The 26,080-nt window shown below is 58.1% G+C and carries 27 protein-coding genes; 22 read left to right on the top strand and 5 right to left on the bottom strand.

All coding sequences use genetic code 11. The features are described from left to right. Window positions 1-238: 238 nt before the first annotated feature. The 4 genes from MT962_RS08940 to MT962_RS08925 all read right to left on the bottom strand — a co-directional run bounded on the left by MT962_RS08940 (window position 239) and on the right by MT962_RS08925 (window position 3,774). A complete protein-coding gene (locus MT962_RS08940; RefSeq protein ID WP_247365421.1) occupies window positions 239-1,069 on the bottom strand; it encodes an SDR family NAD(P)-dependent oxidoreductase in 831 nt (276 codons plus the stop codon). Between the two features lie 193 nt (window positions 1,070-1,262). Next, the gene (gene gap / locus MT962_RS08935) at window positions 1,263-2,273 is read right to left on the bottom strand and encodes a type I glyceraldehyde-3-phosphate dehydrogenase (protein ID WP_024559622.1); all 1,011 of its coding nucleotides are present in this window, start codon (window positions 2,271-2,273) and stop codon (window positions 1,263-1,265) included. 78 nt (window positions 2,274-2,351) lie between these two features. Further along, entirely contained in the window at window positions 2,352-3,332 is a 981-nt protein-coding gene (locus MT962_RS08930) for a helix-turn-helix domain-containing protein (protein WP_024559623.1), read from the bottom strand. A 52-nt stretch (window positions 3,333-3,384) separates the two neighbouring features. Continuing rightward, on the bottom strand, window positions 3,385-3,774 hold the full coding sequence (locus MT962_RS08925) for a RidA family protein (protein ID WP_247365420.1): 390 nt from the start codon (window positions 3,772-3,774) through the stop codon (window positions 3,385-3,387). A 146-nt stretch (window positions 3,775-3,920) separates the two neighbouring features. On the opposite strand from MT962_RS08925, the gene MT962_RS08920 reads away from it, so the two are divergent. Then, a complete protein-coding gene (locus MT962_RS08920) occupies window positions 3,921-4,517 on the top strand; it encodes a TetR/AcrR family transcriptional regulator (protein WP_024557967.1) in 597 nt (198 codons plus the stop codon). A 39-nt stretch (window positions 4,518-4,556) separates the two neighbouring features. On the opposite strand, the gene MT962_RS08915 is transcribed toward MT962_RS08920, so the two are convergent. Continuing rightward, a complete protein-coding gene (locus tag MT962_RS08915) occupies window positions 4,557-4,913 on the bottom strand; it encodes a MerR family transcriptional regulator (RefSeq protein WP_024559624.1) in 357 nt (118 codons plus the stop codon). A gap of 81 nt (window positions 4,914-4,994) precedes the next feature. Between MT962_RS08915 and MT962_RS08910 the strand changes: the two genes are divergently transcribed. The 21 genes from MT962_RS08910 to MT962_RS08810 all read left to right on the top strand — a co-directional run bounded on the left by MT962_RS08910 (window position 4,995) and on the right by MT962_RS08810 (window position 26,080). Continuing rightward, the gene (locus MT962_RS08910) at window positions 4,995-5,882 is read left to right on the top strand and encodes an alpha/beta hydrolase (protein WP_247365419.1); all 888 of its coding nucleotides are present in this window, start codon (window positions 4,995-4,997) and stop codon (window positions 5,880-5,882) included. Between the two features lie 982 nt (window positions 5,883-6,864). Further along, the gene (locus tag MT962_RS08905; protein WP_024557970.1) at window positions 6,865-7,359 is read left to right on the top strand and encodes a hypothetical protein; all 495 of its coding nucleotides are present in this window, start codon (window positions 6,865-6,867) and stop codon (window positions 7,357-7,359) included. A gap of 24 nt (window positions 7,360-7,383) precedes the next feature. Further along, window positions 7,384-7,890 carry a type VI secretion system lipoprotein TssJ gene (gene tssJ / locus MT962_RS08900; protein ID WP_024557971.1) on the top strand — a complete coding sequence of 169 codons (507 nt, stop codon included), beginning with the start codon at window positions 7,384-7,386 and terminating at the stop codon, window positions 7,888-7,890. Window positions 7,891-7,919: 29 nt separating this feature from the next. Then, window positions 7,920-9,263, top strand: coding sequence for a type VI secretion system baseplate subunit TssK (gene tssK / locus MT962_RS08895; protein ID WP_024559625.1), 1,344 nt, complete (start codon window positions 7,920-7,922; stop codon window positions 9,261-9,263). 17 nt (window positions 9,264-9,280) lie between these two features. Continuing rightward, the gene (locus MT962_RS08890; protein ID WP_024557973.1) at window positions 9,281-10,519 is read left to right on the top strand and encodes a DotU family type VI secretion system protein; all 1,239 of its coding nucleotides are present in this window, start codon (window positions 9,281-9,283) and stop codon (window positions 10,517-10,519) included. A 2-nt stretch (window positions 10,520-10,521) separates the two neighbouring features. After that, window positions 10,522-14,145, top strand: coding sequence for a type VI secretion system membrane subunit TssM (gene tssM, locus MT962_RS08885; RefSeq protein WP_247365418.1), 3,624 nt, complete (start codon window positions 10,522-10,524; stop codon window positions 14,143-14,145). A 16-nt stretch (window positions 14,146-14,161) separates the two neighbouring features. Further along, window positions 14,162-14,878 (top strand): type VI secretion system-associated protein TagF, encoded by a 717-nt coding sequence (gene tagF, locus MT962_RS08880; RefSeq protein WP_024557975.1) that lies wholly within the window; start codon window positions 14,162-14,164, stop codon window positions 14,876-14,878. A gap of 11 nt (window positions 14,879-14,889) precedes the next feature. Continuing rightward, window positions 14,890-15,909, top strand: coding sequence for a type VI secretion system protein TssA (gene tssA / locus MT962_RS08875; RefSeq protein WP_247365417.1), 1,020 nt, complete (start codon window positions 14,890-14,892; stop codon window positions 15,907-15,909). 74 nt (window positions 15,910-15,983) lie between these two features. Further along, entirely contained in the window at window positions 15,984-16,508 is a 525-nt protein-coding gene (gene tssB / locus MT962_RS08870; protein WP_024557977.1) for a type VI secretion system contractile sheath small subunit, read from the top strand. A 2-nt stretch (window positions 16,509-16,510) separates the two neighbouring features. After that, a complete protein-coding gene (gene tssC / locus MT962_RS08865; RefSeq protein ID WP_024557978.1) occupies window positions 16,511-18,010 on the top strand; it encodes a type VI secretion system contractile sheath large subunit in 1,500 nt (499 codons plus the stop codon). Window positions 18,011-18,076: 66 nt separating this feature from the next. Further along, window positions 18,077-18,496: a Rap1a/Tai family immunity protein gene (locus tag MT962_RS08860; RefSeq protein WP_024557979.1), complete on the top strand. Its 420-nt coding sequence runs from the start codon at window positions 18,077-18,079 to the stop codon at window positions 18,494-18,496. A 6-nt stretch (window positions 18,497-18,502) separates the two neighbouring features. Beyond that, entirely contained in the window at window positions 18,503-18,928 is a 426-nt protein-coding gene (locus MT962_RS08855; protein WP_247365416.1) for a T6SS amidase immunity protein Tai4 family protein, read from the top strand. Between the two features lie 180 nt (window positions 18,929-19,108). After that, window positions 19,109-19,591 carry a type VI secretion system tube protein Hcp gene (locus tag MT962_RS08850; RefSeq protein ID WP_024557981.1) on the top strand — a complete coding sequence of 161 codons (483 nt, stop codon included), beginning with the start codon at window positions 19,109-19,111 and terminating at the stop codon, window positions 19,589-19,591. A 48-nt stretch (window positions 19,592-19,639) separates the two neighbouring features. Then, window positions 19,640-20,119, top strand: coding sequence for a type VI secretion system amidase effector protein Tae4 (locus tag MT962_RS08845; protein WP_024558001.1), 480 nt, complete (start codon window positions 19,640-19,642; stop codon window positions 20,117-20,119). After that, a complete protein-coding gene (locus MT962_RS08840; protein WP_188723663.1) occupies window positions 20,104-20,469 on the top strand; it encodes a T6SS amidase immunity protein Tai4 family protein in 366 nt (121 codons plus the stop codon). Before MT962_RS08845 ends, MT962_RS08840 begins: the two co-directional genes overlap by 16 nt. A gap of 2 nt (window positions 20,470-20,471) precedes the next feature. Continuing rightward, window positions 20,472-21,302, top strand: a complete 831-nt coding sequence (locus MT962_RS08835) for a lysozyme inhibitor LprI family protein (RefSeq protein ID WP_247365415.1) — start codon at window positions 20,472-20,474, stop codon at window positions 21,300-21,302. A 68-nt stretch (window positions 21,303-21,370) separates the two neighbouring features. Further along, on the top strand, window positions 21,371-21,766 hold the full coding sequence (locus MT962_RS08830) for a lysozyme inhibitor LprI family protein (RefSeq protein ID WP_229701819.1): 396 nt from the start codon (window positions 21,371-21,373) through the stop codon (window positions 21,764-21,766). Window positions 21,767-21,791: 25 nt separating this feature from the next. Then, complete coding sequence (locus MT962_RS08825; RefSeq protein ID WP_024559634.1) at window positions 21,792-22,145, top strand: T6SS amidase immunity protein Tai4 family protein; 354 nt, start codon at window positions 21,792-21,794, stop codon at window positions 22,143-22,145. A 70-nt stretch (window positions 22,146-22,215) separates the two neighbouring features. Continuing rightward, window positions 22,216-23,169 (top strand): DUF3829 domain-containing protein, encoded by a 954-nt coding sequence (locus tag MT962_RS08820; RefSeq protein WP_247365414.1) that lies wholly within the window; start codon window positions 22,216-22,218, stop codon window positions 23,167-23,169. A 116-nt stretch (window positions 23,170-23,285) separates the two neighbouring features. Further along, complete coding sequence (gene tagH, locus MT962_RS08815) at window positions 23,286-25,289, top strand: type VI secretion system-associated FHA domain protein TagH (protein ID WP_247365413.1); 2,004 nt, start codon at window positions 23,286-23,288, stop codon at window positions 25,287-25,289. Continuing rightward, entirely contained in the window at window positions 25,286-26,080 is a 795-nt protein-coding gene (locus tag MT962_RS08810; RefSeq protein WP_024557989.1) for a protein phosphatase 2C domain-containing protein, read from the top strand. Before tagH ends, MT962_RS08810 begins: the two co-directional genes overlap by 4 nt.

Raw genomic sequence — 26,080 nt, 5'->3', positions numbered from 1 at the left:
TCCTTTTTTATTTCGCAAGGTGAGTCACCGCCGCTTACCGCGCTGCGTGCATCCTTTTCCCTGGATATACCCTTCAGCCGCGCTCGCCGATAGGCTGTTTAGCGTCATCGCCGACGCGTTGCTGATAAACCCCTCTGAAGAGCGCGGAGCGGCGAAACAACCGGGCGAAGAAAAGCGCAGCCGCGTCGTTAAGCAGAAAGACGCGCCGGTGTGTTTCCCGGCGCGGAGGGGGCGCTTCTCAGCGCGGCGGCAGGGTAATGCCCGTCGTCCGCGCCAGGCTTTCTAGCAACGCGTTCTGAAACGCCTCGTCGCGCGTCGCCGCGTGGGGCGTGCGCCGCTTCTGGTGATGCCAGTAGCCGCCGCTGGTTCGCGCTTCGCTGTCATCGCTTACCGCCAGCCATTCCTGCGTCAGGTGCCCCAGCCGTAAGTCGCCGGGCGCGTTCGCGCCGCCCATTTTTGTCGGCACCCAGCCCGGGTCGACCGCGTTGCAGAGAATGTCCGGCCAGCGCCGGGCAAGCGCCATCGTAAGCGTGGTGATAAAAAGCTTGCTGTCGGAATAGGTGGCGGATTCGCGTGCGCCCGACCAGTCCACGCCCTCAAGGCGCGGCTGGCCGTTCAGATGCATGCCGCTGCTGAGATAAATCAGGCGGGCGGGTTTCGCTATCAGTGAGGTCAACACATAAGGCGCCACCACATTTACCGGCACCACTGACGGTCCGGAATAAACGCCCGCGTTATGAATCACCGCATCCATCTGACCAAGTTTATTCACCTGCGCGGCGACATCCTGCATCGCGTTCAGATTGGCGAGATCGCCCACCACCACCTGGGCGCCCTGGTCAATAAGCGGTTTCACCGCCTCAAGGCGTTGCGGGCTGCGTACGTGCGCCACCACCTCATGCCCGTCGGCAAGCAGATTCTCCGCCGCCGCGTACCCCAGACCATCTGCCGAACCGGTAATAAAAATTCGCGACATCATCACCTCGTTACTGTTCAGGGCCCCCGCCGGGCAGGCGAGCAGCCCGGTGGAGGAGGGAACGCCTCCGCCGTAAAGCGACCAGACCACCATGCAGAATCAACGCATATAAAAGACAGCGCGCCGCAAGTCGACGGGTAAAAGCGCGCCTCTGGTAGTATAGAGTGGACGAACGCCGATTCGCGCGCGCATGTGCTGACGCCGTCTCCAGGCAAGGGAACGATGGAACAGGCAATACAAAAAAAAGCCGCCGCCCTCGGGCCGCGGCTTTGCGTTACGCGAAAGCTCAGAGTCCGCGTTGCGCCATCATCCGCGCCAGATCCACCAGCCGGTTTGAGAAGCCCCACTCGTTGTCATACCAGGCGAGGATCTTGACCAGGTTGCCGCCAATCACCAGCGTGGAAAGCCCATCGATAATAGACGAACGCGGGTCGCCCCGGTAGTCGCTGGAAACCAGCGGCTCGTCGCTGTAGCCGAGAATATTTTTCAGCGGGCCCGCTTCTGCGGCCTGGCGGAACGCGGCATTGACCTCCTCAACGGTGACGTCGCGCTTAAGCGTGACCGTCAGGTCGACAATCGACACTACCGGCACCGGCACGCGCAGCGAATAGCCCGTCAGGCGTCCATCCAGCTCGGGGATAACCTTGCCGAGCGCCTTCGCCGCGCCGCTGGAGTAAGGCACAATCGACAACGCCGCCGCGCGTGCGCCGCGCAGATCTTTCTCCGGCTGGTCGTGCAGCGCCTGGCTGTTGGTGTAGGCGTGGGTGGTGTTCATCAGGCCATGTTCGATGCCGAAGCTCTGGTGCAGCACCTGGGCCGCCGGCGCCAGGCCGTTGGTGGTGCAACTGCCGTTGCTGACCACGAAATGACGATCGGGGTCGTACTGCCGGTCGTTAACGCCCATCACAATGGTAAGGTCGTCATTTTTGCCCGGCGCGGAGATAATTACCCGCTTCGCGCCGCCGCTGCTGATGTGAACGGCGGCTTTTTCGCGATCGGTGAAGAAGCCGGTCGCTTCAATCACAATCTCGACGCCCGCGTCGCGCCAGGGGATCTGCGCCGGGTCGCGCTCGCTGAAAACGCGCACCGGTTTGCCATCCACGCGCAACTCGCCTTCGCCTGCTTCCACCGTAACTGGCAGCGTGCCGAGCAAAGAGTCATATTTGAGCAAATGCGCGAGCGTTTTGCTGTCGGTGAGATCGTTAATCGCCACGATCTGAATATCCGCATTGCCCAGCGCCGCGCGCAGAACGTTACGTCCAATCCTGCCAAAACCGTTAATACCGACCTTAACCATGATTAACTCCTTCTCTGGGATGTCTGAGTTCAGGGTAGGCCGGCTGCGTCATGGCGTAAATGACAAAAAAGGATCACTTTACGCCATTTTGCTGGAATGAAAGCGCTGGCGGTATTCGCCAGGGGTGAGATGAAGCTGGCGCTCAAAGAGACGGCGCAGGTTAATGCTGTTGCCAAAGCCGGTAACCGCCGCAATGCGTTCCAGCGTTTCATGGGTCTGCTCCAGGCGGTGACGGGCGGCGGCGAGCCGCGCTTCCGCCACGTAACGCGCCGGAGGCGCGCCGGTTTCCCGGGTAAAGACGCGAGTAAAGTTACGCGGACTCATCGCCACCCGTTCCGCCAGCCTTTCCACCGATAAATCTTCCGCGAGATTGTCCAGAATCCAGTTTTGCAGCTCGCTTAGCGGGCCGTTGCTGTTGGCGGGCTTGAGCTGATAACGGGAGAACTGCAGCTGGCCGCCGGGGCGGCGCAGGTACATTACCAGGTCCTGCGCCACGTCGCGGGCGAGGGTAAAACCGTAATCTTCTTCCACCAGCGCCAGCGTTAAGTCAAAGCCGGAGGTCACGCCGCCGGAAGTCCAGACCGGGCCATCCTGGATATAAAGCGGGCCGCCTTCCACCTTCACCTGCGGAAACTGCTTTTGCAGGGTTTCCAGCAGCCGCCAGTGGGTGGTGGCGCGTCGTCCGTCAAGCAGGCCGGCTTGCGCCAGCAGCAGCGCGCCGCCGCAGACGGACACCACCCGGCGCGCATGCGGTGCGGCAAGGCGCACCCAGTCTACCACCGCGGCGCCTTCTTCTTCGCTCAGGCCGCGGCCGGTTATCATAATGGTGTCGTAAGCAACGCGCGGGTCAAGCTCCGCCAGGCGATGATCCGCCAGCAGATTGAGCCCGGACTGGCCGTGAATAACCTGATGAGGCTGCGTGGTGGCCATGCTAATCCGGTAGCGCGGCTGCGGGCTATTCTCCGCATGATGGCGATTGGCTTGCATCAGGATATCGGCGATACCGGCGGCTTCGAACAGCATGCCGCCGTCGGGAACAATAATCAGGAACGTTTTCATGTCCTGAAAAGTACGCTGTTTACAAAATAAGTCAAGCGGACAGGCTCGCATTTTACGGGATGCGGGCGATAACCTTAATTTCAAAATCAAACCCGGCGAGCCAGTTTACGCCCACGGCGGTCCAGTTTGGGTAGGGCGCAGCGGGGAACAACTCTTGTTTCACCGCCATGATGGTGTCGAACTGCTTTTCCGGGTCGGTATGAAAGGTGGTGACGTCGATAAGGTCGTCCAGCGTGCAGCCCGCCGCGGCGAGCGTGGCCCGAAGGTTATTAAACGCGAGCCTGACCTGCGCGGCGAAATCGGGTTCCGGCGTGCCGTCCGGGCGGCTGCCCACCTGGCCTGATACAAACAGCAAATCGCCGGAGCGGATAGCGGCGGAGTAGCCATGCTGCTCATAAAGGGCGTGGCGGTCGGCGGGGAAAATGGGTTCACGTGGGATCATGCTGCACCTCTTGTTGAGCGGAGTTAAACGTCTGGGATGTACGCCGGCAGAGTAATTTTCATATACTCTGCGTATGTGGAAATCATTACACATACGGCGCGTATGTCAAATGAAATACGATGCGTATGTGAAATAGGAGAGAGACGATGGCGGCGAAACGTCGTGCGGAAACGATGGAAGAGAACCGGGGCAAGCTGATTGCCGCAGCGCGCAAGGCGTTCGCGGAAAAAGGCTTTGCCGCCGCCTCAATGGATGAGCTGACTGCAAGCGTCGGGCTGACCCGCGGCGCGCTCTACCCCAATTTTGGCGATAAAAAGGGGCTGCTGGCGGCGGTGGTCGCTCAGGTAGATGAAGAGATTGCGCAGCGAGCCAGAAGCCGGGCGAATGGGCAAAAAGATGACTGGAGCAAACTGCTGGCGGAAGGCGTCGCTTACATCGAGATGGCGCTTGAGCCGGAGGTGCAACGCATTGTCCTGCTCGACGGCCCCGCTTTTCTTGGCGACCCTTCGCACTGGCCGAGCCAGAACGCCTGCCTTGAGGCCACGCGCCAGGCGGTAACCGCTTTGATAGCGCAGGGGATAGTCAAGCCGGTCGACGTGGAGGCGGCGGCGCGCCTGCTCAATGGCGCCGCGTTTAACGCGGCGCTCTGGGTCGCCGCAAGCGAGACGCCGCAAGCGACCCTCGCCAAAGCGACCGAGGCGTTTCAGCACCTCGCGAGCGGCCTGCTCGTCAACCCCCGCTAATCGACGCTCCGCTGGCAACGCCGCGCGGGTCAGCGCGGGCTATTTCTCCACGCCCTGTGAAAGGGTCTTAAGCAGCCGCGCCCGCCGCCGTTCCAGCTCCGCTATCTGCCGCTCAATGGCGGCGAGACGCTGGTACTGAACCGGCTGGGTTTCCGGGCAAAAAGCGGCGCCCTCAATCAGGCGCATGCAGTCCGGAAAGCCGCGTATCTCTTCAATGCTGAATCCCATGGCGATCAGCCGCTGAATTTGCCTGACCTGCGTCACCGCCTGTTCGGGAAAATAGCGATAGCCGTTGCAGCCGCGCGTGGCGCTCACCAGCCCGTGCCGATCGTAATGACGTATAGCCCGGACGCTAACGCCCGTCGCCTTCGCAAGCTCGCCGATAGATAACGTCATCTCCGCTCCTCATGGTGCTTGACTCTGACATTAGTGTCAGGGTTCAGGATACCCCTGAAGCATAAACCCGAGGAGATCATTATGGCGTTATCTGTTTATCGTCACCTGTTACTTTCTTTATTGCTGATGCTGGTTAGCGTATCGGTTCTGGCGGCGGAAAAGCACTACACCGTAACGGCGCCGGATGGCGTCCGCCTGGCGGTGCAGGAGCGCGGCGACCCGCAGGGAAAGCCGATAATTTTTATTCACGGCCTGCTCGGCAGCCGCCTGAACTGGGAGCAACAGCTTAATGACCCGCTGCTCCAGCGCTTTCGTCTTATCACCTATGATCTGCGCGGCCATGGGCTTTCAGATAAGCCGGAGCAGGAAGCGGCCTACCGGGACGGTAAACGGTGGGGAGAAGACCTGGCGGCAGTGATCGACGCCAGCCGCGCCCGCAAACCGCTGCTGGTAGGCTGGTCGCTGGGTGGCGCGGTCATCACGAATTATCTTGCCCTGTATGGCGACGCCGGAATAAGCGGCGCGCTCTATGTTGATGGGGTAGTGGCGTTAACGCCCGCGCTTATCCCTGCGCACCCGGAAGTCTATCGGGATATGACCGCCGGGGATTTAAAAACCCACCTGGATGGCGAACGCGCTTTTCTGCGCCTGTGCTTCTGGCGCGAGCCGGATGCGGCAACGTTTGAGCGCCTGCTGGCGAACGCCGCGTTAGCAGCCTTGCCAATGCAGCGGGCGGTGCCCTCCCTGAGCGTGCCGCTGGAGCAGGGACTGAAAGACGTTCGCGTGCCGCTGCTGTTTATTTATGGCGAGCACGATGCGCTGGTGCGCCCACAGGCCTCGCTTGAGCAGGCGGCGAGGGTTAATCCGCGCATTCAGTCACGCCTGTATGCGCATTCCGGGCATGCGCCGTTTATCGAAGAGCCTGCGCGGTTTAACCAGGATCTGGCTCGCTTTGCTGGCAGTCTGTAAGTAAAAGCGCTCAGGCCCGCAGGCGTATACTGAATGGAAACCTGCGCTTTGCGCCGGCAGGCGATCACGCGTAAGCCCCGCCGCGTTAGTTTAGCGGGGCTTAAATCCAAATAAGCAGAAAAAGCGGTTTGTCGCTTTTATAAACATTTTTTGCAGCGGCAGGGTTTGCCTTTGTAGCCGGGGAAGTTTGCCAGACGCACGGCTAATGCTGAAAGCAGCCGCGTCGCGACGGGTCTCTGGAAATAGGTGGCTTAAGGATTTACTGATGTCATTAAGAATATATTCTCTCTTCCGGCTGCTCGTATATCGGTAGTGAGATTTAATAAAGTTTAGCCCGGCTAAAATTATTCATTGAGAAAATGCACAAACCATAAGGGCTTTTTTCTGCGAATTTATAAGTAACCAGGCGTTATTTTTTCTGCCGATATTATTGCTAAATGCCGTTCGGTTTACATTTTCGCGTCATAGCGCCGTCGATGACACCTTTTGAAACATACTTTTAAAATACAATTATTCGTTCTTATAAATATATTCTTAAGGGTTTTAAGGCCATTTAACTACTAATTATGGTAGTGGTGAGCAAAATGACAATCCGTTAGGGCGTTAAATTATACTTTTAATAAATATTATATAAATCAATAAGTTGCTCTTTTAACGGGTTCGCTTAATAAGCCCAAATTGTGATGTGCCGGCCCTTTAAAAAATGAACCTAAGATTAGTCTTATAATGCTTTTGCCCGCGTTAAAAACAGCCGAAAGAAAAGGGTAAATATTGAATTGAAGAAAAGGTGCTGTAGAATTGTTTCCGGTTTGTCAAAAAATGTCAGGTTACGGCTGGGCCTTATTCGCAAGGCTCGTGCGGTAGCTATGCTCTTTGCACAGGAAAGCGGAATTAAAAAATTCATCTTTCTTTAATAATAGCACTTAAGTCAAATTTCACCTCCTCATCAACCATCATCAAGAATATTGCTACGGAAAAGCATATGAAAATGCGAACGCTCCTTTCTCTTTTGTTTGTCTTTGCTGTTGTAGGTTGTAAAGCGCCGCAGAAACCGGCATTAACAGATGACACGATCGTCACAAGCCAGGTCAATGGCGTTACGTTGACCCACCGTTATGCGGTCTCTCCGCCTGCGGAATTTACCCCGGTAAATGTCTCTTACCGCGCGCTGTACCCGGCCTCGCTGATGAGCCGTCCGGATTTCGGCGGTAAAGTCATTCGCACCCTTGAAACCGGTAAAACCTATGAAGTGTTAGGGCAGGTTGAGCACTTCTGGATGGCGCTGGCTGACGAAGGCAAAGACGAGCTGATTGGCTATGTGCCGATGCGCGCCGTGGTGAAAGCCGACCAGTATGACGCGACGGTCCGCAAGCAAGCCATTCGCCCGAAAGCACGTAAAAAAGCGACCTGCGTGAACGTTGACGGCAGCGGCAAAGCCTGCAAGGACAGCAACAACGGTACCTGGATTCTGGATTAATCCCGCTTCTGCGAGCGAATCCCTATGCATAACAAAAACTTTTTTGGCCGGGTCTGCCTGGCGTTTGGTATTTTGATTTTCACGTTGGTCAGTGGTTGCGCATCGTCTTCACACAGCGAGCCCTCCCGCTACACTCTTCAGTTTCAGGCTCATCCGCAAATCAACGACTCTGCGCCGCTTAAAGTCAGGGTCTTGCTGCTGAAATCAGATGCGGACTTTATGTCCGCCGATTTCTACTCCCTGCAGAACAACGCGTCAGGCGTGCTTGGCGCGAATCTGCTGAACAGCGACGTGTTCTTCCTCATGCCAGGCCAGCTTTCGAAAACGCTGAGCGGACAAAGCTCGCCGGAAGCGCGCTACATCGGCGTGATGGCGGAGTACCAGGCGCTGGACGGCAAAAAGTGGCGCATTTCTCTTCCTCTGCCTGTACCGGGCGAAAGCCATCTCTACCAGTTCTGGAAATGGTCCGCAGACGAGCTGCAGGCCAGTCTCTTTCTTGACGTAAACGGGATCCGCGTCATTAGCCAGTAACGCGTTTCCTTACAGGAAAACACAACATCATGACGAAAGCAGAAAAGGTCGTGTGGACCGAAGGCATGTTCCTGCGCCCGCACCATTTTCAGCGTGCGGAAAGCTACCTGCAAAGCAACATCCGCGAATGGGGTTCGCTGCAACGCCCCTACCTGTGGGGTTTTCTCGATCTGGAACTGGACGAGGCGATGCTGCGCCAGGGCTGCGTGGCGCTGAGCTACGCCAGCGGGCTTCTGCCTGACGGCACCTTTTTCCATTTCCGCGACGGCCGCAACGGCCCGCCGCCGCTGCACATCCCCGATAACCTTTCCGGGGAAAAAGTGGTGCTGGCGCTGCCGGTCCGCCGGGGCGGGCGCGAAGAGGTGGTCTTTAGCGAAGAGAAGGCCTCGCTGGCGCGCTTCGTGACTTTCGAAGAGGAAGTGGAAGACGACAATGCGATGTCGGTTGGCGAAGCGACGGTGCAGTTCGGCCGCCTGCGCCTGCAACTGATGCTGGAAAAAGATCTGACGGCGGAGTGGACCGCCATCGGCGTCGCGGTTGTCGTTGAGAAGCGCAACGACAACCACGTGCGGCTGGATAACAGCTACATTCCGCCGATGCTCAACGCCAACAACAGCCAGCAAATCTACAGCATGATTAACGATCTGCACGGTCTGCTGGTGCAGCGCAGCCAGCAGATTGGCGGCCGTCTGCGCCAGCCGGGCCGTTTCAATACCTCCGAGCTGATTGAGTTTACGCTGCTGGCGCTGGTGAACCGCCACCTTGGCGACGTCTCGCACGTTAAAACGCTGCCTCTTATTCACCCGGAGACGCTCTGGCGCAGCTGGCTGCCTTTCGCTACGGAGCTTGCCACCTGGACTGCCCAGCGCGCCGCGGAAAACGTGCTGCCGGTTTATGACCATGACGATCTCGCGGGCTGCTTTAGCAAACTGATGCTGCTGCTGCGCCAGGGGCTGTCGCTGGTGATGGAAGACCACGCCATCCAGCTGCCGCTCAACGAACGCTCTCATGGACTCAACATCGCCACCGTCCCGGAAATCAGCATGGTGCGCGAATTTGGCTTTGTGCTGGCGGTGAAAGCCAACGTGCCGGGCGAGCATCTGCAAACCCATTTCCCGGCGCAGATGAAAGTGGCGCCCGTCTCTAAAATCCGCGATCTGGTCCAGCTTCAACTGCCGGGCATTGTGCTGCGCGCCATGCCGGTGGCGCCGCCGCAAATCCCCTGGCACGCCGGTTACAGCTACTTCGAACTGGAAAAGGGCGGCGAGCTGTGGGGTGAAATGGATAAGTCCGGCGCGTTCGCCCTGCATCTGGCGGGCGAATTCCCGGGACTGGATATGGAGTTTTGGGCCATCCGTAGCCCGACAGAATAATCAAGCGAGCGCTTATTATGCAGGAACGACAGGCCTCCGGCAGCGATGCCGCGTTTACCGGAGCGAGTGGCAATAACCCCCTGGTGGCGGCGGCCAATCCGCTGCTTAACGCCATCCCGCAAATCCGCCATTCCGTCTCCCATGACGACCAGGCGGGGCTGCGCCAGCGTTTAATTGATGAGATCCGTCGCTTCGAGGTGCGCTGCCAGCAGGCGGGGCTGCCTTATGAAGTGATTGTCGGCGCCCGTTACTGCCTTTGTACGGCGCTTGACGAAGCCGCCGCGCTCACGCCGTGGGGAAGCAGTGGCGTCTGGTCCGGCAGCGGGCTGCTGGTGACCTTCCATAACGAAACCTGGGGCGGCGAGAAGTTCTTCCAGCTGCTGGCGCGCCTGTCGCAAAACCCGCGCGAGCACATCCTGCTGCTGGAGATGATCAACTACTGCCTGCTGCTCGGTTTTGAAGGGCGCTACCGGGTGCTGGACAACGGCCGCACCCAGCTGGAGACCATTAAGCAGCGGTTATGGCAGATGATCCGCGGCGTGCGCGGCAGTTACCCGCCGCCGCTTTCGCCGCACCCGGAAGACCAGCCGGTGTTGCGTAAACTGTGGCGGCCGATGGTGCCGCTCTGGGCCTGCGTGGCGCTTGCAGGTTTCATCGGCTGCCTGTTCTACATCATTCTCAACTGGCGGCTCGGCGACGTCACCAACCCGGTGCTGGCGAAGATTTACCAGACGCCACTGCCCGAAGCGACCATTCAGCAACCGGCGCAGCGTCTGCCTGCGGTGCTCAACCTGCGCGGCTTCCTGCGTCCGGAGATCGAGGCGGGGCTGGTGGCGGTGAACGATGAGGCCGACCGCAGCGTGGTTATCCTCAAAGGCGACGGGCTGTTCGCTTCCGCTTCGACCGTGGTGCGAGACCGCTACGATCCGGTTATCGACCGCATCGCCCAAGCAATGAACAACGTCAGCGGCAAGATCCTGGTGGTGGGCTACAGCGACAACGTGCCGATTCGCAGCGCGCGCTTCGCCTCTAACTATGAACTTTCGCTGGAGCGCGCCCGCTCGGTGCAAAAACAGCTACAGGAAAGTCTCTCGCAACCTGAACGCGTGAAAGCGGAAGGGCGGGGAGAGATGAACCCGGTGGCGCCGAATAACACCCCGGAAAACCGCGCCCGCAACCGCCGTGTGGAAATTACGCTGCTGGTGTCGCCTGAAAACACCCGGGCTGAGCTGAACGGATTGCCGCAAGGAAACTAAGGATGCTGACTACACTTCTTTCCATTCTTACCAATCGTCTGCTGTGGGGGTTCCTCGGCGTCACGGCGCTTTCGGCAGTGATCTGGATGATTGGTCCGCTGCTCTCCATCGTCGATACCCGGCCGCTGGAATCGGAGCAGAACCGCATCATCAGCATCGTGGTGGTCTACTTTATCTGGGCCCAGAGCCATATTGTGCCGCGGCTTTATAACGCCTGGCTCAACCGCAAGCTGATGGACAAGCTTAAAGAGAACACCACCGAGCCGCAGGCGGTGGACCCGCAAAACCGCCTGAACAGCGAAGACCAGGTGCTCGCCAGCCGTTTTGACGAAGCGGCGCAAATGCTGAAAAAAGCGCATTTCAGCAAGGCAGGCAACCGCGGCGCGCAGTGGACGCAGCGCTTCGGCACCCAGTATCTCTATCAGCTGCCATGGTATGTGATTATCGGCGCGCCCGGCTCCGGGAAAACCACCGCGCTCGCCAACTCCGGGCTGCAATTCCCGCTGGCGGATCGCTTTGGCAAAACGGCGCTGCGCGGCATTGGCGGCACCCGTAACTGCGACTGGTGGTTTACCAACGAAGCGGTGCTGCTGGATACCGCGGGCCGCTATACCACGCAGGAGAGCGAGCAGGCGCAGGATGCAGGCGAATGGCTGAAGTTCATTGAACTGCTGCGCAAATATCGCCGCCGCCAGCCTGTCAACGGCGTCATTATCACCATCAGCATTTCAGACCTGCTCACGCAATCCGCCGAGGCGTCGCGCCAGCAGGCGGTGAACCTGCGCCAGCGCCTTTCGGAGCTGCATGAACAGCTGGGCATCCGTTTTCCGGTCTATGTGATGGTGACCAAGGTTGACCTGCTTAAGGGCTTTCGCGCCTGGTTTGCCGATTTCGACAAGGCGCAGCGCGACCAGATCTGGGGCTTCACGTTCCCCTGGGAGCAGACGAAACAGGCCGATTTCGACCTGCTGGGCAGCTTCGCGCAGGAATTCTCTCTGCTGCAACAGCGCCTCGACGCCGGCCTGCCGGAAACCATGCTCAAAGAGCACGACGCCAAAACCCGCGCCGAAGCGTACCTCTTCCCGCAGGAGTTCGCCGCGCTGCGTCCGCTGCTGGCGGACTACCTGAGCACGGTGTTCGCCCGCTCCAACTTTGAAACCGAGTTTTCGCCGCGCGGCATTTACTTCGCGAGCGGCACGCAGGAAGGGATGCCGTTCGACCGGGTGATGGGCGAGCTTAACCGCGCGCTTTCGCTGCCGGAAGGCGGCGCGGGCGATAACTGGGACTCGGTAAGCAAAGAAGCGCCCATCCCGGGGGCGAAAGGTCAGAGCTTCTTCATTAAGAACCTGCTGCAAAACGTCATTTTCCAGGAGGCGGGCATCGCCGGGGAGAACCGCTGGTGGGAGCTGCGCAACCGCGCGGTTATCTGGTCCGGCTATGCGGTGCTGCTGGCGTTGCTGGTGATCCTGGGCGGCCTGTGGCTAACCAGCTACGGTAAAAACAAAGCGTATCTGGAAGAGGTGCAGGCGAAAGTGCCGCAGGTGGAGCAGCAGAGCAAGGCGCTGCAAAACCTCCAGCAGCGCGACCTTTTTGCGCTGCTGCCGCTGCTTAATGGCCTGGTGGATCTGCCGAAAAGCAAGGAATTCGACGTTAACGACCCGCCGGTCACTCGCCGTATGGGGCTTTACCGCGGTTATGACGTCAGCGACGCGTCGCAGTCGCTCTATCAGAAAGCGCTGGACCAGATGTTGCTGCCCGCCGTCGCCATGCATATCACCACCTGGCTTCGCAACGACAACGGCAGCGACGTGGAGTACAGCTACGAAGCGCTGAAAGCCTATCAGATGCTTTACCAGCCGAAGCATTACGACGGGAAATTCCTGCACTCGTGGGTGATGCTGAACCTGGAGCGCAACCTGCCGCAGAACGTCACGCAGGCGCAGCTGCGCGAGCTTGAGTGGCACCTGACGCAGCTGCTGGAGCCGCAGATCCAGTCTTCGCCTTATGCGAAAGACGAGGCGCTGATAGCCCGCGAGCAGGCGCTTATCAACCGTCAGCCGCTTTCCGCCCGCGTCTACGGCCGCCTGAAACGGCTGCTTGAGCATGACGAAAACCTCAAGCCGGTATCGCTGGCCGCTCTCGGCGGGCCGCAGAGCGAGCTGGTTTTCTCCCGCAAAAGCGGCAAGCCGGTGAGCGAAGGGGTGCCGGGGCTTTATACCCCGGACGGTTACTGGAAAAGCTTCAACGGCCAGATAGACAGCGTGACTACCGCGCTGCATGAAGATGACGCCTGGGTGTTGGGCGGCGCGACGGCGCAGGAAGATAAACAGCAGACGGATAACGCCGTGCGCCAGCTCTATATGCGCGACTTTATCGCCAACTGGGACAGCTATCTCGCCGATATCCAGCTCAACAACAGCGCCGATCTCTCCCAGCGCATCAACACGGCGCGGCTGCTTTCCGGCAACAACTCGCCGCTGCGCCGGCTGGTACAGAACTTAAGCCAGGTGCTGACGCTCTCCCGCGACACGCCGTCGCCGGAAAATGCCGAACAGGCCAGCGAGCAGAGCAACCGCGCCACCCGCACGCTGGAAGCGCTGTTTAGCGACCGCGATAAAGCGCCGACCCAGGGCGCGGTGATGACGCAGACGCCGGAGCAACTGGTCACTGACCACTACGCGCCGATGATTGAGCTGGCGCAGCCGCTGGAGAAGGGCGGCAAAACCATCGTTTTTGACGACTTTCTTAAGCAGGTTGACGAACTCTACCGCTACCTGACCGCCGTACAGGACGCGGCGAACAGCGGCATGCCCGCGCCGGGCGGCGAAGCTATCAGCCGCCTGCAGGCGAGCGCGGGCCGTCTGCCGGGCGGTTTGCAAACCATGTTCAGCAATATGGCGGTGGGCGCGAGCAGCGATACGCAGCGCCGGGATCTCGAAAACGTGCGCAAGCGCATTAACGTTGAAGTGGGCGGCTTCTGCCGTCAAGCCATCGCCGGACGCTACCCGCTGGTGCGCAGCGCCAGCAGCGAAGTGACGCCGGATGACCTGGCGCGCATGTTTGCGCCGGGCACCGGGCTGATGGACACCTTTTTTCGCGACAACCTGACCAACAAAGTGGACACCACGCAGGCGAACTGGCGCTTTATGCCGGGCATTGACGGCAAAACGCTGCCGGGCAGCGAAGGGTTGCTGCGTCCTTTCCAGCAGGCGCAATCTGTTCGCGACGCCTTCTTTGCCAACGGCGCGACTACCCCTTCTTATAAGGTTACGGTGCGCACCGTGCGGATGGATAACACCATTCTTAACCTGACGCTGGATGTGGACGGCCAGCTGTTGCGCTACAGCCATGGCCCGCAGGCGGTGCAGATCATGAACTGGCCGGGGCCGGGCGGCACTAATCAGGTGCGCATGCAACTGGGACTGACCAACGGCAGCACCTCGACGCTGGTGACTAACGGCGCCTGGGCGCTGAACCGCTTTTTCGACAAGGCGCGCATCAGCCCGGGGAGCGGCAGCCTGAGCCGCCAGGCCACGTTTACCGTCGATGGCCATCAGGTCACGCTGGAGTTTGCGCCCAACAGCATTCGCAACCCGTTCCAGCTCCCCCGTTTTTCATGCCCCTAACCGCAAGGACAGCCGTATGACGAATTCTCCTGCGATGAACTGGTACAGCTGGTACGGAAAGTTACCCAGTGCCGGCGACTTCTTACAGCGTCGCTTTCCCGACTCGCTCCAGCGTCAGTGGTCGCACTGGTTTCAGGTCGGCCTGCACGCATGGCTTCAGGAAGAGCAGCGCTTCGGCGAACGCCAGTTCGGCAGCGCGCCGGTCTGGAACTTTGTCGTGCCGCCGATGCTTGGCAGCCAGATGGTGCAGATGGGTTGCCTGCTGCCGGGACGCGACAGCGTAGGCCGCCAGTATCCCGTCTGCGCCCAGATAGCCTTTAGCCCGACAGAGTGGTCGCCGCGCCTGCTGGCCCAGGCGGAAAGCTGGTATCAGCAGCTTGGCCGCGTGCTGTTGCATGCCGTGCGCAACAGCTACTCCGCCGAGCAGCTCGACCAGACGCTGATGGCTATCCCTAAGCCGCAGCCCGCCGAACCGGAAAAGCGCTCCGACATCCTCGACGTGATTGGTTATGAAGGGGAGGAGACCTGCACCCTGGGCTGGCCGCAGGCGGCGGAGTGTTTCGACCCGCAGCGTCAGACCAGCTTCTGGTGGACCAACCGCTGTGACGGCTACCCGCTTTACACCCACGTACACAGCGGCAACTTCACCGGGCAGCTCTTTACGCTGCTGTTCGACCCGGCAGGCGGCGCCCGCCCCGGACGCCATGGCCTCTATCCGCCCATGTTTGAGTAAGCAGGTATCTGATGAGCATTGATGACTTTCTCGCCCCGATAAGCTCGGAAAAACCGTGCGGCGAAAACCTGGAGTACGACGCCGACTACCAGGCGATGGAGCAGGCGAGCCAGGGCAAGGCCGAGCAGCAGTTCGGCGACACCATTATTCCGGCGGAACCGGCGGACTGGACCACGGTGGAAAAGCTCGCCGTCAGCCTGCTTGGGCGCACTAAAGATCTGCGCGTTATGCTGGCGCTTACCCACGCCTGGACCCGCCGCCGCGGCCTTGCGGGCTATGCCGAAGGGCTGCTGCTGGTGCAGCAGGCCATCTCCCTTTACTGGGAGCCGCTCTATCCGCTGCTGGAGGAGTATGGCGAAACCGACCCGTTCTACCGCATCAACGCGCTGGCGGGGCTTGGCGATAAATCGGAGCTGACCAGCGCCGTGCGCAGCGCTTCGCTCCTGCGCTCAAACGGCGATGAGATCTCGCTGCGCGACGCCCAGGCGCTGCTGGACGGCAGAAAGACGGAATGCCCGGACTATCCCGGCGGCCGTCCGCGTCTGCTTGATGAGCTGGCGCGCGGCGACCAGCCTGGCATCCAGGCGGTCGTGCAGATAAACGAGCGCCTGCAAACCATCCGCGAACTGCTGACCGGCTATCTGGGGGAAAGCGGCGTACCGGAAATGGAACAGCTGCAAAAAACCGTCGGGCTTGTCGCCAGCGCCTGTCAGGCCACCGATATCGGCTCGCTGCTGGCGAGCCGTGAAGCGGCGGACGTTGGCGAGGCGGACGGCTCTGCGCCTGTCGCCGCGCAAGCCGCGCCGTTTGTTGCGGACTGGCGCAGCGTGCAGGTCACCAGCCGCGCCGACGCGCAGCTGATGCTGGAGAAAGCCAAGCACTATTTCGCGCAGTACGAGCCGAGCCACCCTGCGCCGCTGATGATTGAGCGGGTGCAGCGGCTTATCGAGCTCAACTTTATGGACATCATCCGGGATCTGGCGCCGGATGGCGTGCACCAGCTGGAAAACATTTTTGGACGCCGCGACTGACGCGTCTCTTATTACGACGCCGGGCATCGCGTCTGGCGACACACCTTCACCGCGCATCTTTGATGGAGAACATCATGGCAATGAGTAACAGTGGGCAGAAATTCATCGCACGTAACCGTGCGCCCCGCGTACAGATCGAATACGACGTAGAAATTTACGGTGCGGAGCGCAAAATCCAGCTGCCGTTTGTGATGGGGGTTATGGCGGACCTGGTCGGCAAACCGGTGGAGAACCTGCCTGCCGTCGACGAGCGCAAATTCATGGAAATCGACATCGATAACTTCGATGAGCGCATGAAGGCGCTGAAGCCGCGCGTGGCGTTCCATGTGGACAACACCCTGACCGGCGAAGGCAAACTGAACGTCGACCTGACCTTTGAAAGCATGGAAGATTTCCTGCCGGACGCCGTGGCGCGCAAGGTCGAGCCGCTTAACAAGCTGCTGGAAGCGCGCACCCAGCTCTCTAACCTGCTGACCTACATGGACGGCAAAAACGGCGCGGAAGAGCTTATCGCCAAAATTCTGCAGGACCCGACGCTGCTCAAATCCCTGAGCCAGATGCCGAAAAACGAAGAGAGCGAAAAAGGTAGCGAGGAGTAATCATGAGCAACCCGACTCAACAACATGAGCAGCAGGCGGGACAGGCGTTCAGCCAGGATGAATTCAGCGCGCTGCTGAATAAAGAGTTCCGCCCGAAAACCGACCAGGCGCGTTCCGCCGTGGAAAGCGCGGTAAAAACCCTGGCGCAGCAGGCGCTGGAGAACACCGTTACCTTTTCTAACGACACCTACCGCACCATTCAGAACCTGATAGCCGGCATCGACGAGCAGCTTTCGCAGCAGGTGAACCAGATTATTCACCATGAGGAGTTTCAGAAGCTGGAGAGCGCCTGGCGCGGCCTGAGCTATCTGGTGAATAACACCGAAACCGACGAGATGCTGAAAATCCGCTTTATGAGCATCTCCAAGCAGGAGCTGGGCCGCACCCTCAAGCGTTACAAAGGGGTGGGCTGGGACCAGAGCCCTATCTTCAAAAAGATTTACGAGCAAGAGTATGGCCAGTTCGGCGGCGAGCCGTTTGGCTGCATCGTGGGCGATTACTACTTCGACCACAGCCCGCAAGATGTTGAGCTTTTAGGCGAGATGGCGCGCATCGGCGCCGCCGCGCACTGCCCGTTCATCACCGGCACCGCGCCGAGCGTGATGCAGATGGAGTCCTGGCAGGAGCTGGCGAACCCGCGCGATCTCACCAAGATTTTCCAGAACACCGAGTACGCCGCCTGGCGTTCGCTGCGCGAGTCGGAAGATGCGCGCTATCTGGGGATGGTGATGCCGCGCTTCCTCTCCCGTTTGCCGTACGGCATTCGCACCAACCCGGTGGACAGCTTCGATTTTGAAGAAGAGACCGACGGTGCGAACCACAACAACTACGCCTGGGCGAACGCCGCCTATGCGATGGCGACCAACATCAACCGCTCGTTCAAAGAGTACGGCTGGTGCACCTCCATCCGCGGCGTGGAGTCGGGCGGGGCGGTGGAAAACCTGCCGTGCCACACTTTCCCGAGCGACGACGGCGGCGTGGATATGAAGTGCCCGACCGAAATCGCCATCAGCGACCGTCGCGAAGCGGAACTGGCGAAAAACGGCTTTATGCCGCTGATCCACCGTAAAAACTCCGACTTCGCCGCGTTTATCGGCGCGCAGTCGCTGCAAAAACCGGCGGAATACCACGACCCGGACGCCACCGCCAACGCGCGTCTGGCCGCGCGTCTGCCCTACCTGTTCGCCTGCTGCCGCTTCGCGCACTACCTGAAGTGCATCGTTCGCGACAAGATTGGTTCCTTCCGCGAGCGCGAAGAGATGGAACGCTGGCTGAACGACTGGGTGATGAACTACGTGGACGGCGACCCGGCGAACTCCTCTCAGGAGACCAAGTCCCGCAAACCGCTGGCCGCGGCGGAAGTGCAGGTGCAGGAGATAGAAGACAACCCGGGTTACTACGCCGCCAAGTTCTTCCTGCGTCCGCACTACCAGTTGGAAGGGCTGACCGTTTCGCTGCGTCTGGTCTCCAAGCTGCCTTCGCTTAAGAGCAACGACGCGTAATCCTGCTCTGGCCGTAAGGGCACTCCTTACGGCCTGTCATTAGCGTAAGACACACAAGGAAGCGTGATGAAAATGCGCCTTGCCCTTGCAGGCGGACTGCTGGCGCTGTCGGCTTTAGCCGCAGCAAAAAACACGATTTATACATACCCGCGAGCAGAGTCTTTGCCTGAAGACAGTACCGCCGTATTTCCGCGCGACCCGGCATTATTAACCCGTTTTGACACCTACATGACGGGGGCGCGTTTTTTCGCCGCATGGAGCAACAGGCAGAACGAGCGCGAGCGTATCAAAGCCGATATGTATTTCGCAGGTGTGCTGGATGCCACTGAAGGATCGCAGTGGTGTGCTGACCGACCCATTAAACCTGGCGCTTTGCACGAATGGACCTACGGGTACTTTGCAAAAGTATCACCCGAGCGGCTAAAAAAAGAGCGTGCCGCCGCGCTTATCGTCGAGGCGGTAAAAAAGGTGACGAACTGTCATTAAAACACCATGAAAAAAGATATTTTCGCTTTGCTGTTTATTTGCAACAGCGCTTTTGCCGGTGCGACATCCGATCCTGTCGCTTTTATTAAAGATAAGCCATACATACAGGTCGTAAAAGATATTGTGCTGGCGCGCTGCCTGGCACAAATTGCTGAGCCATATTCCACATTTTCGCTCGATGCGGCGCACACATCAAATGCCCTGCGTGAATGGGTGCTTTTTGATATTGATAACGGTGACAAGAAAATCAATGACCTGATCGACCAGTTTAAAGGCGCTGTTAATTATTCGCATAGCGACCGTAGTAAGGACAATAAAGGGTTAACGCTAAATTGTCTGCGTTTATACCACAGCCCTGAACTGGATAAGGTGGCGAAAGCGGTTTTATTAGAAAACCCTGACCGCACCTGGAATCAGGATAATCCACAGTAGTAAAAGACTTCACATTCTTTCCGTTCATTCAGGGGGAATGTAAGACTGTCAAATGACATGGGTCGTTTGATATGAGGCAGAGGTAAAATATGGACGGTTTTATTCAGCCCCATGCTTTCCTGTTTGCCATATAAGTGCTTTTTCGAAAGCAATAATTTTCATTAACGAAGAGTAGATATTATGGCTATTGATATGTTCCTGAAGGTCGACGGCGTAACCGGCGAATCTAAAGATTCTAACCACACCGGCTGGACTGATATTACCTCTTTTTCCTGGGGCGCATCCCAGCCGGGTAATATGAGCGTTGGCGGCGGCGGCGGTGCCGGTAAAGTGAACTTTAACGATCTGCACGTTAATGCGCTGATCGACAAATCGACTACAGCAATCCTGAAACACTGCTCCAGCGGTAAGCACCTGACCAAAGTGGAACTGTCTGTCTGCAAAGCAGGCGGCCAGCAGGTGGAATATGCGCGCATTACGCTGGAAGACGTGCTGGTAACATCCGTACAGTACACCGGCGCTGACAACGGCGATACCGTTGGCGTGACCTATGCATTCCAGGCTGCGAAAGTGAAACAGCAGTACTGGGAGCAGACTTCCGCTGGCGGTAAAGGCGCAGAAAGCAGCGCTGGCTGGAATATCAAAGAAAACAAAGAAGCGTAATTGCAGTGAGCCCGCAAGGGCTCACTTTATTCTCAAGGAGAAAAGAGTATGGCGTCGAGACCAAATTTTTTACAGGCGTGGCAACGCTTTTCTGAAGTTAATGTTCCTGTACCGCTGGTGGGACAAAAAATTGGCGGCAACGTTGGTGTTAATATCAAAATTGGTGAAGGCAGCGATACCGAAGGATTCAAGAATGCCTGTGCTATCCGTATGAGCTATGCGTTAAACTACTCGGGCGCAAAAGTCGAAAGAGGGGCCTGGGCTACGGTTTCTGGCGCAGATAAGAATTGGTACATCTACAGAGTCAAAGATTTAAAGCCCTATTTGAAGCATAAGTTTGGCGCGCCGGATAAAACCGTTAAAAACCCTACCGTGAATGACTTTATTAATATGACCGGGATACTCGTTTTTACTGTTGATAGCTGGAGCGATGCCAGTGGCCATGCAACATTATGGAATGGTAAGATTTGCTCTGATCATTGTTATTTCCCGCAGGCGACAGAGGCTTCAATATGGCTTTTAAAATGAAAATTGGCGTAGCGCTGGCTTTGTTTATTTCTTATCAGGCCGTTGCGCGCGTAGAGTACAGCCCCGAGGAATATCTTAAAAATTATGCATTGAGCACCTGCCTTGCGCAGGGGTATCAGGCCGACGAAGTCAAAAAAGATGCGTCTGCCGCAGCAAGGGGATACCTGGAGTTTGGCGATTATTCTCTTGAAGCGCATACGGCTGTAGAGAAACTGGGTAAAACCTTTCTTGAAAAAAAATATGGCAGTCAGGCTGGCGTACCGATGACGATGGCAAAGTGCATCGACTTTTATCACAGCAAAGAATTATCTGACCTGATTAAAAAATATAAAGGCAAAGCGGACAACTGAGATTGTTAATAGATGCTCACAATCAAAATGTAAACTTAAGCTTTGCAAAAGTGGCTTTATTAACTTTTTTTCTCACAACCTCCGGCGCTTCGTATGCCAGCGCGCTAACATCAAACGTAAATCAGTTTGATGGTCAGTGGAGAGTCGTTTCAGTTCGCATAGATGCTTTCGCGACGACGCATACCGCCATAACGGTAGACGATCCTCACTATGTGGGAAGAAAAATGGTGCTTAATAAAGATGTTATCAGTGGAAATCTTGACGAGACGGTAAATTGTTCGGCTGTGCATTACGAGGCGCAGGGAAAAACGGCATTAGATAATCTGTTACAGCAAACTTCCGGCAAGCGCTATAGCGAACCTCTACTGCCAAAAGCGAAAGATTTCGGGTTAGATGCACAAACAGTTACGCCAGTGAGTGTGACCTGCCAGTCCGGGAAGTTTGGACCTGATGGTGAACATATCGGTAACTGGATTGCGTTGTTGTCATCGGATACTCTCATCACTAATTGGTATGATAATAGCTATTTAATAATGAAACGTATCAAACCGACCGACACCTTTTCACCCTCATTCCCTTGTGACGCTAATCTGAATCAGACTGAAAAAACGATATGCGATAATGACGAACTGGCTGCCTGGGATAAGAGCGTCGACAAGGCATTTAAAACGGCACTGTGGCAACAGCAAGCCATCATGCCAGACGATAAAGCAGCGCTCAGGAAAATTAAGTCAGAACAAACTGCCTGGCTGAAAAAACGTAACCAATGCCAAAACAATACAGGCTGCATTGCGCGTGCGATGAAAGATAGGGTGGATACTCTGACGCAGTGATAAACCCGATATTACGTTTAAGCGCTGTTCAAAAATAACATCATGGATTATTTTTCACGGAGAGATGAGTGAAATTCAACATTGTCGTTATGTTCTTATTAGCCTTATGCAGTCCGTCTACCTGGGCGATGAGCGACTGTGCTCAAGGAGCTAATGATACCGAAGTATTAAACTGCTCAACGGCAAATAAAGCTCAGGCCGAGGAGTCGCTTAATAAAGCGTATGCGCAGGCCAAAAAGCGTATCGCCAGCAGTTATCAAGCCGCACCGGAAACGAATAAAGCGTATCAGCAAGTGTTGCTTGACTCGCAGCGCGGATGGCTTAAATACCGCGACGGACAGTGCAAGATAGAAGCGTACCTGGCGGAAACAGGCAGCAACGTGAATCTCGATTTAGCCAACCAGTGCATTACCCGCCTTGATCTGGAACGAATTAAACAGCTTCAGGCGATCCCTTACGAGTAATAAGCCTCAATACAGGACTGACGCTATGAAGCGTTTGATGCTAATGCTGTTCATCGCTTTGCCTGCCGTCTGCGCGCAAAGCCTGCCTGAAATAAGTGCCTTCTCCCAGCAGCAAATTTTTACGCATTGGGTGCAAACCCGCTGCATAAGCAAAATTGCCGATAACGCCTCGCTTAAAAATGACGCTCAGGCCAGCGCCGCCGCCTGGCTTGAAGCCAGCAACTTGCCGGTTGCGGCTTTTGAAGAAGCGGATGCAGCAACAGCGCAGGCGCTGCAAGCCAAAACTGGCGGGTCGATCAAAAGCGACTACCGAGTGCTGAAATGCTCGCTGATTGCCGAAAGCCAGAAAATCCAGGCCCTGTATAACAAGTATCACTAAAAACGGATGCGCCGTGTCGGCCGATATGGGCCAGATACGATTTAATGCTATGTAATTACAAGGAAAAGGAATGAAGAAGACTATAAAGCAGTGTTGTCTCGCTTCGTTAATCGCGATGGCCTGTTTTGCCAGCGCCGGTTGCGATGACCAGAAAAACAGCGCCGGTGCCATGCCGGACCCGGCAGCGCAGCAGGAAAATACCGAGCAACAAGAGATAGCCAAATTTAACGCCTATGTGGATGCGGCGAACGGCTTTACCTACAGCGCGGCAAGCGATCTGGCGAAGCATATCGACTATATGAAGCGTCAGAAGAAAAACGGCGACTACGATGCTTACTGGGTGGCGGATGATACCTCGCTGAAGCGTATGGCGGAGCGTCTTGGCGAAGCGCGCGCCATGAAACCTGCCATGGCGGATCTCGACGCGCCAGCCGAATCATACGGCAATGCGCTCAACGCCGCGCTGCCGCTGGTGAAAGAGTTAAATGATTATCAGGATTCAAAAGGGATGCTGGCGGATGGCGGCCAGAAGGCGCGCGAGAAAGAAGAGCAGTATGTCACGCTGATGACAACCCTGGCGGGCGCCCAGCAGAACTTCAATACCGCGCTTGAAAAACGCGATGACGCCAATCTTCGACATACTTTCGAAAGTGCGAAAAAAGGCTCGCCGGACTACTACCGCAGCGGCATCGCGCTCTATGCAAAAGAGACCATGAATGCCGGGGAGACCTTCTTCAACGCCTACAACGACGAGAAGCCGAGTAAGGAGATAGACAACCAGTTCCGCCAGTCGCTGGATAAACTCGCCGAGATGAACCAGGGGTGCGAGCCGCTGAAAAGCGAAGTCAACGACCTGCTGGGCGCAGGCCGTAGCGCGCTGCGCGACGCGGAGAAAGGCAGCCTCGCGGTTAACCATTTCCTCAAATCCAATATGAGTATTCGCATGCGCAGCGATGCGGTTAATAGCGCTTATATGAATCTCATCAACAAAATGAACCGCTCCGGTTGTGAAGCGCGAGGCTAAATAACGGACCATGACGGGCGGCGCGCAGGCGCTGCTCTGTTTCTCAGCACTCAAACGCCGGGCGTCTGGACAGAAACGCGACGTTTGAGCGCTAATCATACCAGCAGGAATACGCTATGCGATTCACGATTATTTCCACAAAACCTGGCCACCAGCCGCCTCAGGGCAGCTGTGAGTTTTATGCCCCCGGCGGCACCATCGGCCGCGGCACGGATAACAACCTGGTGCTGCCCGACAACGACCGCGTTATCTCCCGCCTTCAGGCGATTGTTCATGTCGATGCCCAGGGCGAGTGCCGCATCACCAACCGCGGCAGCGTAACCCGCGTTGTGCTGAACGACATCCCGCTGGAGCGGGGGCGTCAGGTGGAGTTGCAGGACGGTGACATTCTCGGCATCGATGATTACCGCATTGAAGTGACCAGTCTGCACCAGGACACCCAGCCGGTGAGCCGCATGGCCGCGACCATCACGCCGCCGCCCGCGCCAGCCGCCGCGCCTGCGCCGAAGCCTGCCAGCGCGTCAGCGCGCGCAGAGTCTGCGCCAACGGCGGTGCCGACGGAGATCTGGGACAGCCTGATGCAGGAGTTCTCTATCTCCGATAGCATCTCCAGCAACCGCGCGAAGCCGCAGCCCGCCGCTTCGCACGACCCGTTCGCCCAGCCGAAAGCGCCGGAGCGCAATACAGACGATCCGCTGGCGATGTTCCGGGACAGCGATCCGCAGCTTGAGCGTAAGCTTGTCGATACCGACAAGCTGTTCAGCGACGACGCGCTGTTTAAGAACGACAGCATTTTTAACGACGCCACGCCCTCCACGCTGGTGGCGCCTAAAGCGAACGAACCATCGCTGCCAAAAGAAACGCCGCAGGATGAGCTCGATCCGCTGGCGCTGTTCAGCGGCGGGGCGAGCGCGCCCGCCGCGCGCAACGACGACCCGCTTGGTCTGATGGGCGGGGCGCCGTTAACCCACCCGGACGATCTGGCGGACCAGCAGAACACGCCTGCCGACGCGCGCGAGGCGTCCGCCCCGGCGCAGGAGAGCGCGCCGACAGCGGCGCCGCCGCAAGAGCCGGATCCGCTGGGTCTGCTCGGTGGCGAACCGTTAACCGCTGAAGCGAACGCCGCCGCGAAAACGGAACAGCGCGATCCGCTGGGGCTGTTTGGCGACGAGCCGCCAGCCGCCAAAGCGCAAGAGAACGACCCGCTGGGCCTGATGGGCGGCGCGCCGCTGGCGGACGCCCGGGATGCCACTTCAGACAACGCGCAGGACAGCGATCCGCTGGCCGCTTCGCCGCTGTTCGATGCCGGGCCGCCGCGTCAAGACGCTGAAACGCCAGCGGAAGAGCCGGGCCGCCAGGAGTACGCCGGGTTCACCATGCCGACGCCGCAGGCGGTGGCGCGCAGCGCCACCCAGACGCCGAAAGGCCGCCTGCGTATCGACCCGGTGCAGAACGCCGCCTCCTCGTCGGTTGCGCCTCAGCAGCCCGCTCGCGGCGACGTGCTGCAGGGCGAATTGCTGGAAGCGCTGCTGGAGGGCATGGGTCTTGGCGATATGCAGCCGGTGCCGCAGTTCGACCGGGAAAACATGCGCCAGCTCGGGCAGATCCTCAGCATGTTCTCGCAGGGTACGGTAGCGCTGCTCTCGTCGCGCTCCATTCTTAAACGCGGCGTAAAAGCGGACATGACCATGGTGCTGGACGACGCCAACAACCCGTTCAAGCTGTTGCCTTCCGGTAAAACGGTGCTGATGCAGATGTTCGGCACCCGCATGCCGGGCTTTATGCCGCCGAAAAAATCGGTACGCGACGCGCTTATCGATTTACAGGCGCACCAGCTTGGGATGATCTCCGGCATCCGCGCCATCATCGCTGCGATGCTGCAATCCTTTAATCCGGAACAGCTGGAAGAGCAGGCGAAGCTTGACGGCGTCACCTCGCGCCTGTCGCTGCCGGGCAGCCGCAAAGGGGCGCTGTGGGACTATTTTGTTCGCACCTACGGTGAGACAGCAGGTGAGATAGAAGATGACTTCCACACCCTGTTTGGCGAGGCGTTTCTGCACGCCTATGACATGGAAGTGAATCAGTACAAAGACTCACAGAGCGGATCGGAAGAAGAATGAACATCGCAACGGCTTCTCTCTCCCGCCAGGGAACGCGCGCCAGCAACCAGGATCAGACGGGAGAAACCATCGGGGAACGTTCGGCCTGCTTTGTCGTCTGCGACGGCATCGCCGGGCTGCCTGGCGGCGATGTCGCCGCCGAGCTCGCCCGCAACAGCATCCTTTCCCGCTTCGATGGCGATAAACACTTAAACGCGCAGCATATTCGCGACTATGTTCAGCAGGCGAACCGCGCCATCCTGAGCGAGCAGCAGGCGGCGCAGGATTACCGGCGCATGGGCACCACGCTGGTGAGCCTGTTTATCGACCGCGACTACCGGCTCGCCTACTGGGCGCACGCGGGCGACAGCCGCCTCTATCTGTTTCGTCGCGGCTGGCTCTATCACGTCACCACCGACCACAGTCTGGTTCAGCAGATGAAAGACGCCGGTCATCAGACCGACAACATTAACAGCAACCTGCTTTATCTGGCGCTGGGGATGGAGAACGGTGGGCCGGAGGCGAGCTACAGCGACGTGGTGCCGGTGGAAGACGGCGACGCCTTTTTACTCTGCACCGACGGCTTCTGGCATGGCGTCAGCGAAGAGCAGATGAAGCAATCGCTGCACATGGTCAACACGCCGCAGGAGTGGCTGACGTTGATGAACCAGATTATTCAAAGAAATGGCGAAAGCGAGGGCAGCGCTCAGGATAACTACACCGCCGTGGCGGTGTGGATGGGCAGCCCTCAGGACACCACCTTGCTGCACACGCTTTCTGACGCAGCGCAGTTTTTTCCCCTGCGGGACTGA

Origin of the sequence: Franconibacter sp. IITDAS19 (genome assembly GCF_023079515.1) — a bacterium.
GTDB lineage: Bacteria > Pseudomonadota > Gammaproteobacteria > Enterobacterales > Enterobacteriaceae > Franconibacter > Franconibacter pulveris.
Note: the sequence above shows the minus strand (reverse complement) of the source record. Positions and strands in the feature narration are given on the sequence as shown.

Bases quoted from the DNA above. Each gene is read 5' to 3' on its own strand.
- tssK (WP_024559625.1), top strand. From the start codon at position 7,920: ATGACGAAAGCAGAAAAGGTCGTGTGGACCGAAGGCATGTTCCTGCGC.
- MT962_RS08845 (WP_024558001.1), top strand. From the start codon at position 19,640: ATGGCGTCGAGACCAAATTTTTTACAGGCGTGGCAACGCTTTTCTGAA.
- MT962_RS08850 (WP_024557981.1), top strand. From the start codon at position 19,109: ATGGCTATTGATATGTTCCTGAAGGTCGACGGCGTAACCGGCGAATCT.
- MT962_RS08925 (WP_247365420.1), bottom strand. From the start codon at position 3,774: ATGATCCCACGTGAACCCATTTTCCCCGCCGACCGCCACGCCCTTTAT.
- MT962_RS08940 (WP_247365421.1), bottom strand. From the start codon at position 1,069: ATGGTGGTCTGGTCGCTTTACGGCGGAGGCGTTCCCTCCTCCACCGGG.
- MT962_RS08820 (WP_247365414.1), top strand. From the start codon at position 22,216: ATGAAGAAGACTATAAAGCAGTGTTGTCTCGCTTCGTTAATCGCGATG.
- MT962_RS08930 (WP_024559623.1), bottom strand. From the start codon at position 3,332: ATGAAAACGTTCCTGATTATTGTTCCCGACGGCGGCATGCTGTTCGAA.
- MT962_RS08825 (WP_024559634.1), top strand. From the start codon at position 21,792: ATGAAGCGTTTGATGCTAATGCTGTTCATCGCTTTGCCTGCCGTCTGC.
- tssM (WP_247365418.1), top strand. From the start codon at position 10,522: ATGCTGACTACACTTCTTTCCATTCTTACCAATCGTCTGCTGTGGGGG.
- tssC (WP_024557978.1), top strand. From the start codon at position 16,511: ATGAGCAACCCGACTCAACAACATGAGCAGCAGGCGGGACAGGCGTTC.
- tssJ (WP_024557971.1), top strand. From the start codon at position 7,384: ATGCATAACAAAAACTTTTTTGGCCGGGTCTGCCTGGCGTTTGGTATT.
- MT962_RS08860 (WP_024557979.1), top strand. From the start codon at position 18,077: ATGAAAATGCGCCTTGCCCTTGCAGGCGGACTGCTGGCGCTGTCGGCT.
- MT962_RS08840 (WP_188723663.1), top strand. From the start codon at position 20,104: ATGGCTTTTAAAATGAAAATTGGCGTAGCGCTGGCTTTGTTTATTTCT.
- tssA (WP_247365417.1), top strand. From the start codon at position 14,890: ATGAGCATTGATGACTTTCTCGCCCCGATAAGCTCGGAAAAACCGTGC.
- MT962_RS08890 (WP_024557973.1), top strand. From the start codon at position 9,281: ATGCAGGAACGACAGGCCTCCGGCAGCGATGCCGCGTTTACCGGAGCG.
- MT962_RS08910 (WP_247365419.1), top strand. From the start codon at position 4,995: ATGGCGTTATCTGTTTATCGTCACCTGTTACTTTCTTTATTGCTGATG.
- tagF (WP_024557975.1), top strand. From the start codon at position 14,162: ATGACGAATTCTCCTGCGATGAACTGGTACAGCTGGTACGGAAAGTTA.
- MT962_RS08915 (WP_024559624.1), bottom strand. From the start codon at position 4,913: ATGACGTTATCTATCGGCGAGCTTGCGAAGGCGACGGGCGTTAGCGTC.
- gap (WP_024559622.1), bottom strand. From the start codon at position 2,273: ATGGTTAAGGTCGGTATTAACGGTTTTGGCAGGATTGGACGTAACGTT.
- MT962_RS08855 (WP_247365416.1), top strand. From the start codon at position 18,503: ATGAAAAAAGATATTTTCGCTTTGCTGTTTATTTGCAACAGCGCTTTT.
- MT962_RS08920 (WP_024557967.1), top strand. From the start codon at position 3,921: ATGGCGGCGAAACGTCGTGCGGAAACGATGGAAGAGAACCGGGGCAAG.
- tagH (WP_247365413.1), top strand. From the start codon at position 23,286: ATGCGATTCACGATTATTTCCACAAAACCTGGCCACCAGCCGCCTCAG.
- MT962_RS08905 (WP_024557970.1), top strand. From the start codon at position 6,865: ATGAAAATGCGAACGCTCCTTTCTCTTTTGTTTGTCTTTGCTGTTGTA.
- tssB (WP_024557977.1), top strand. From the start codon at position 15,984: ATGGCAATGAGTAACAGTGGGCAGAAATTCATCGCACGTAACCGTGCG.
- MT962_RS08810 (WP_024557989.1), top strand. From the start codon at position 25,286: ATGAACATCGCAACGGCTTCTCTCTCCCGCCAGGGAACGCGCGCCAGC.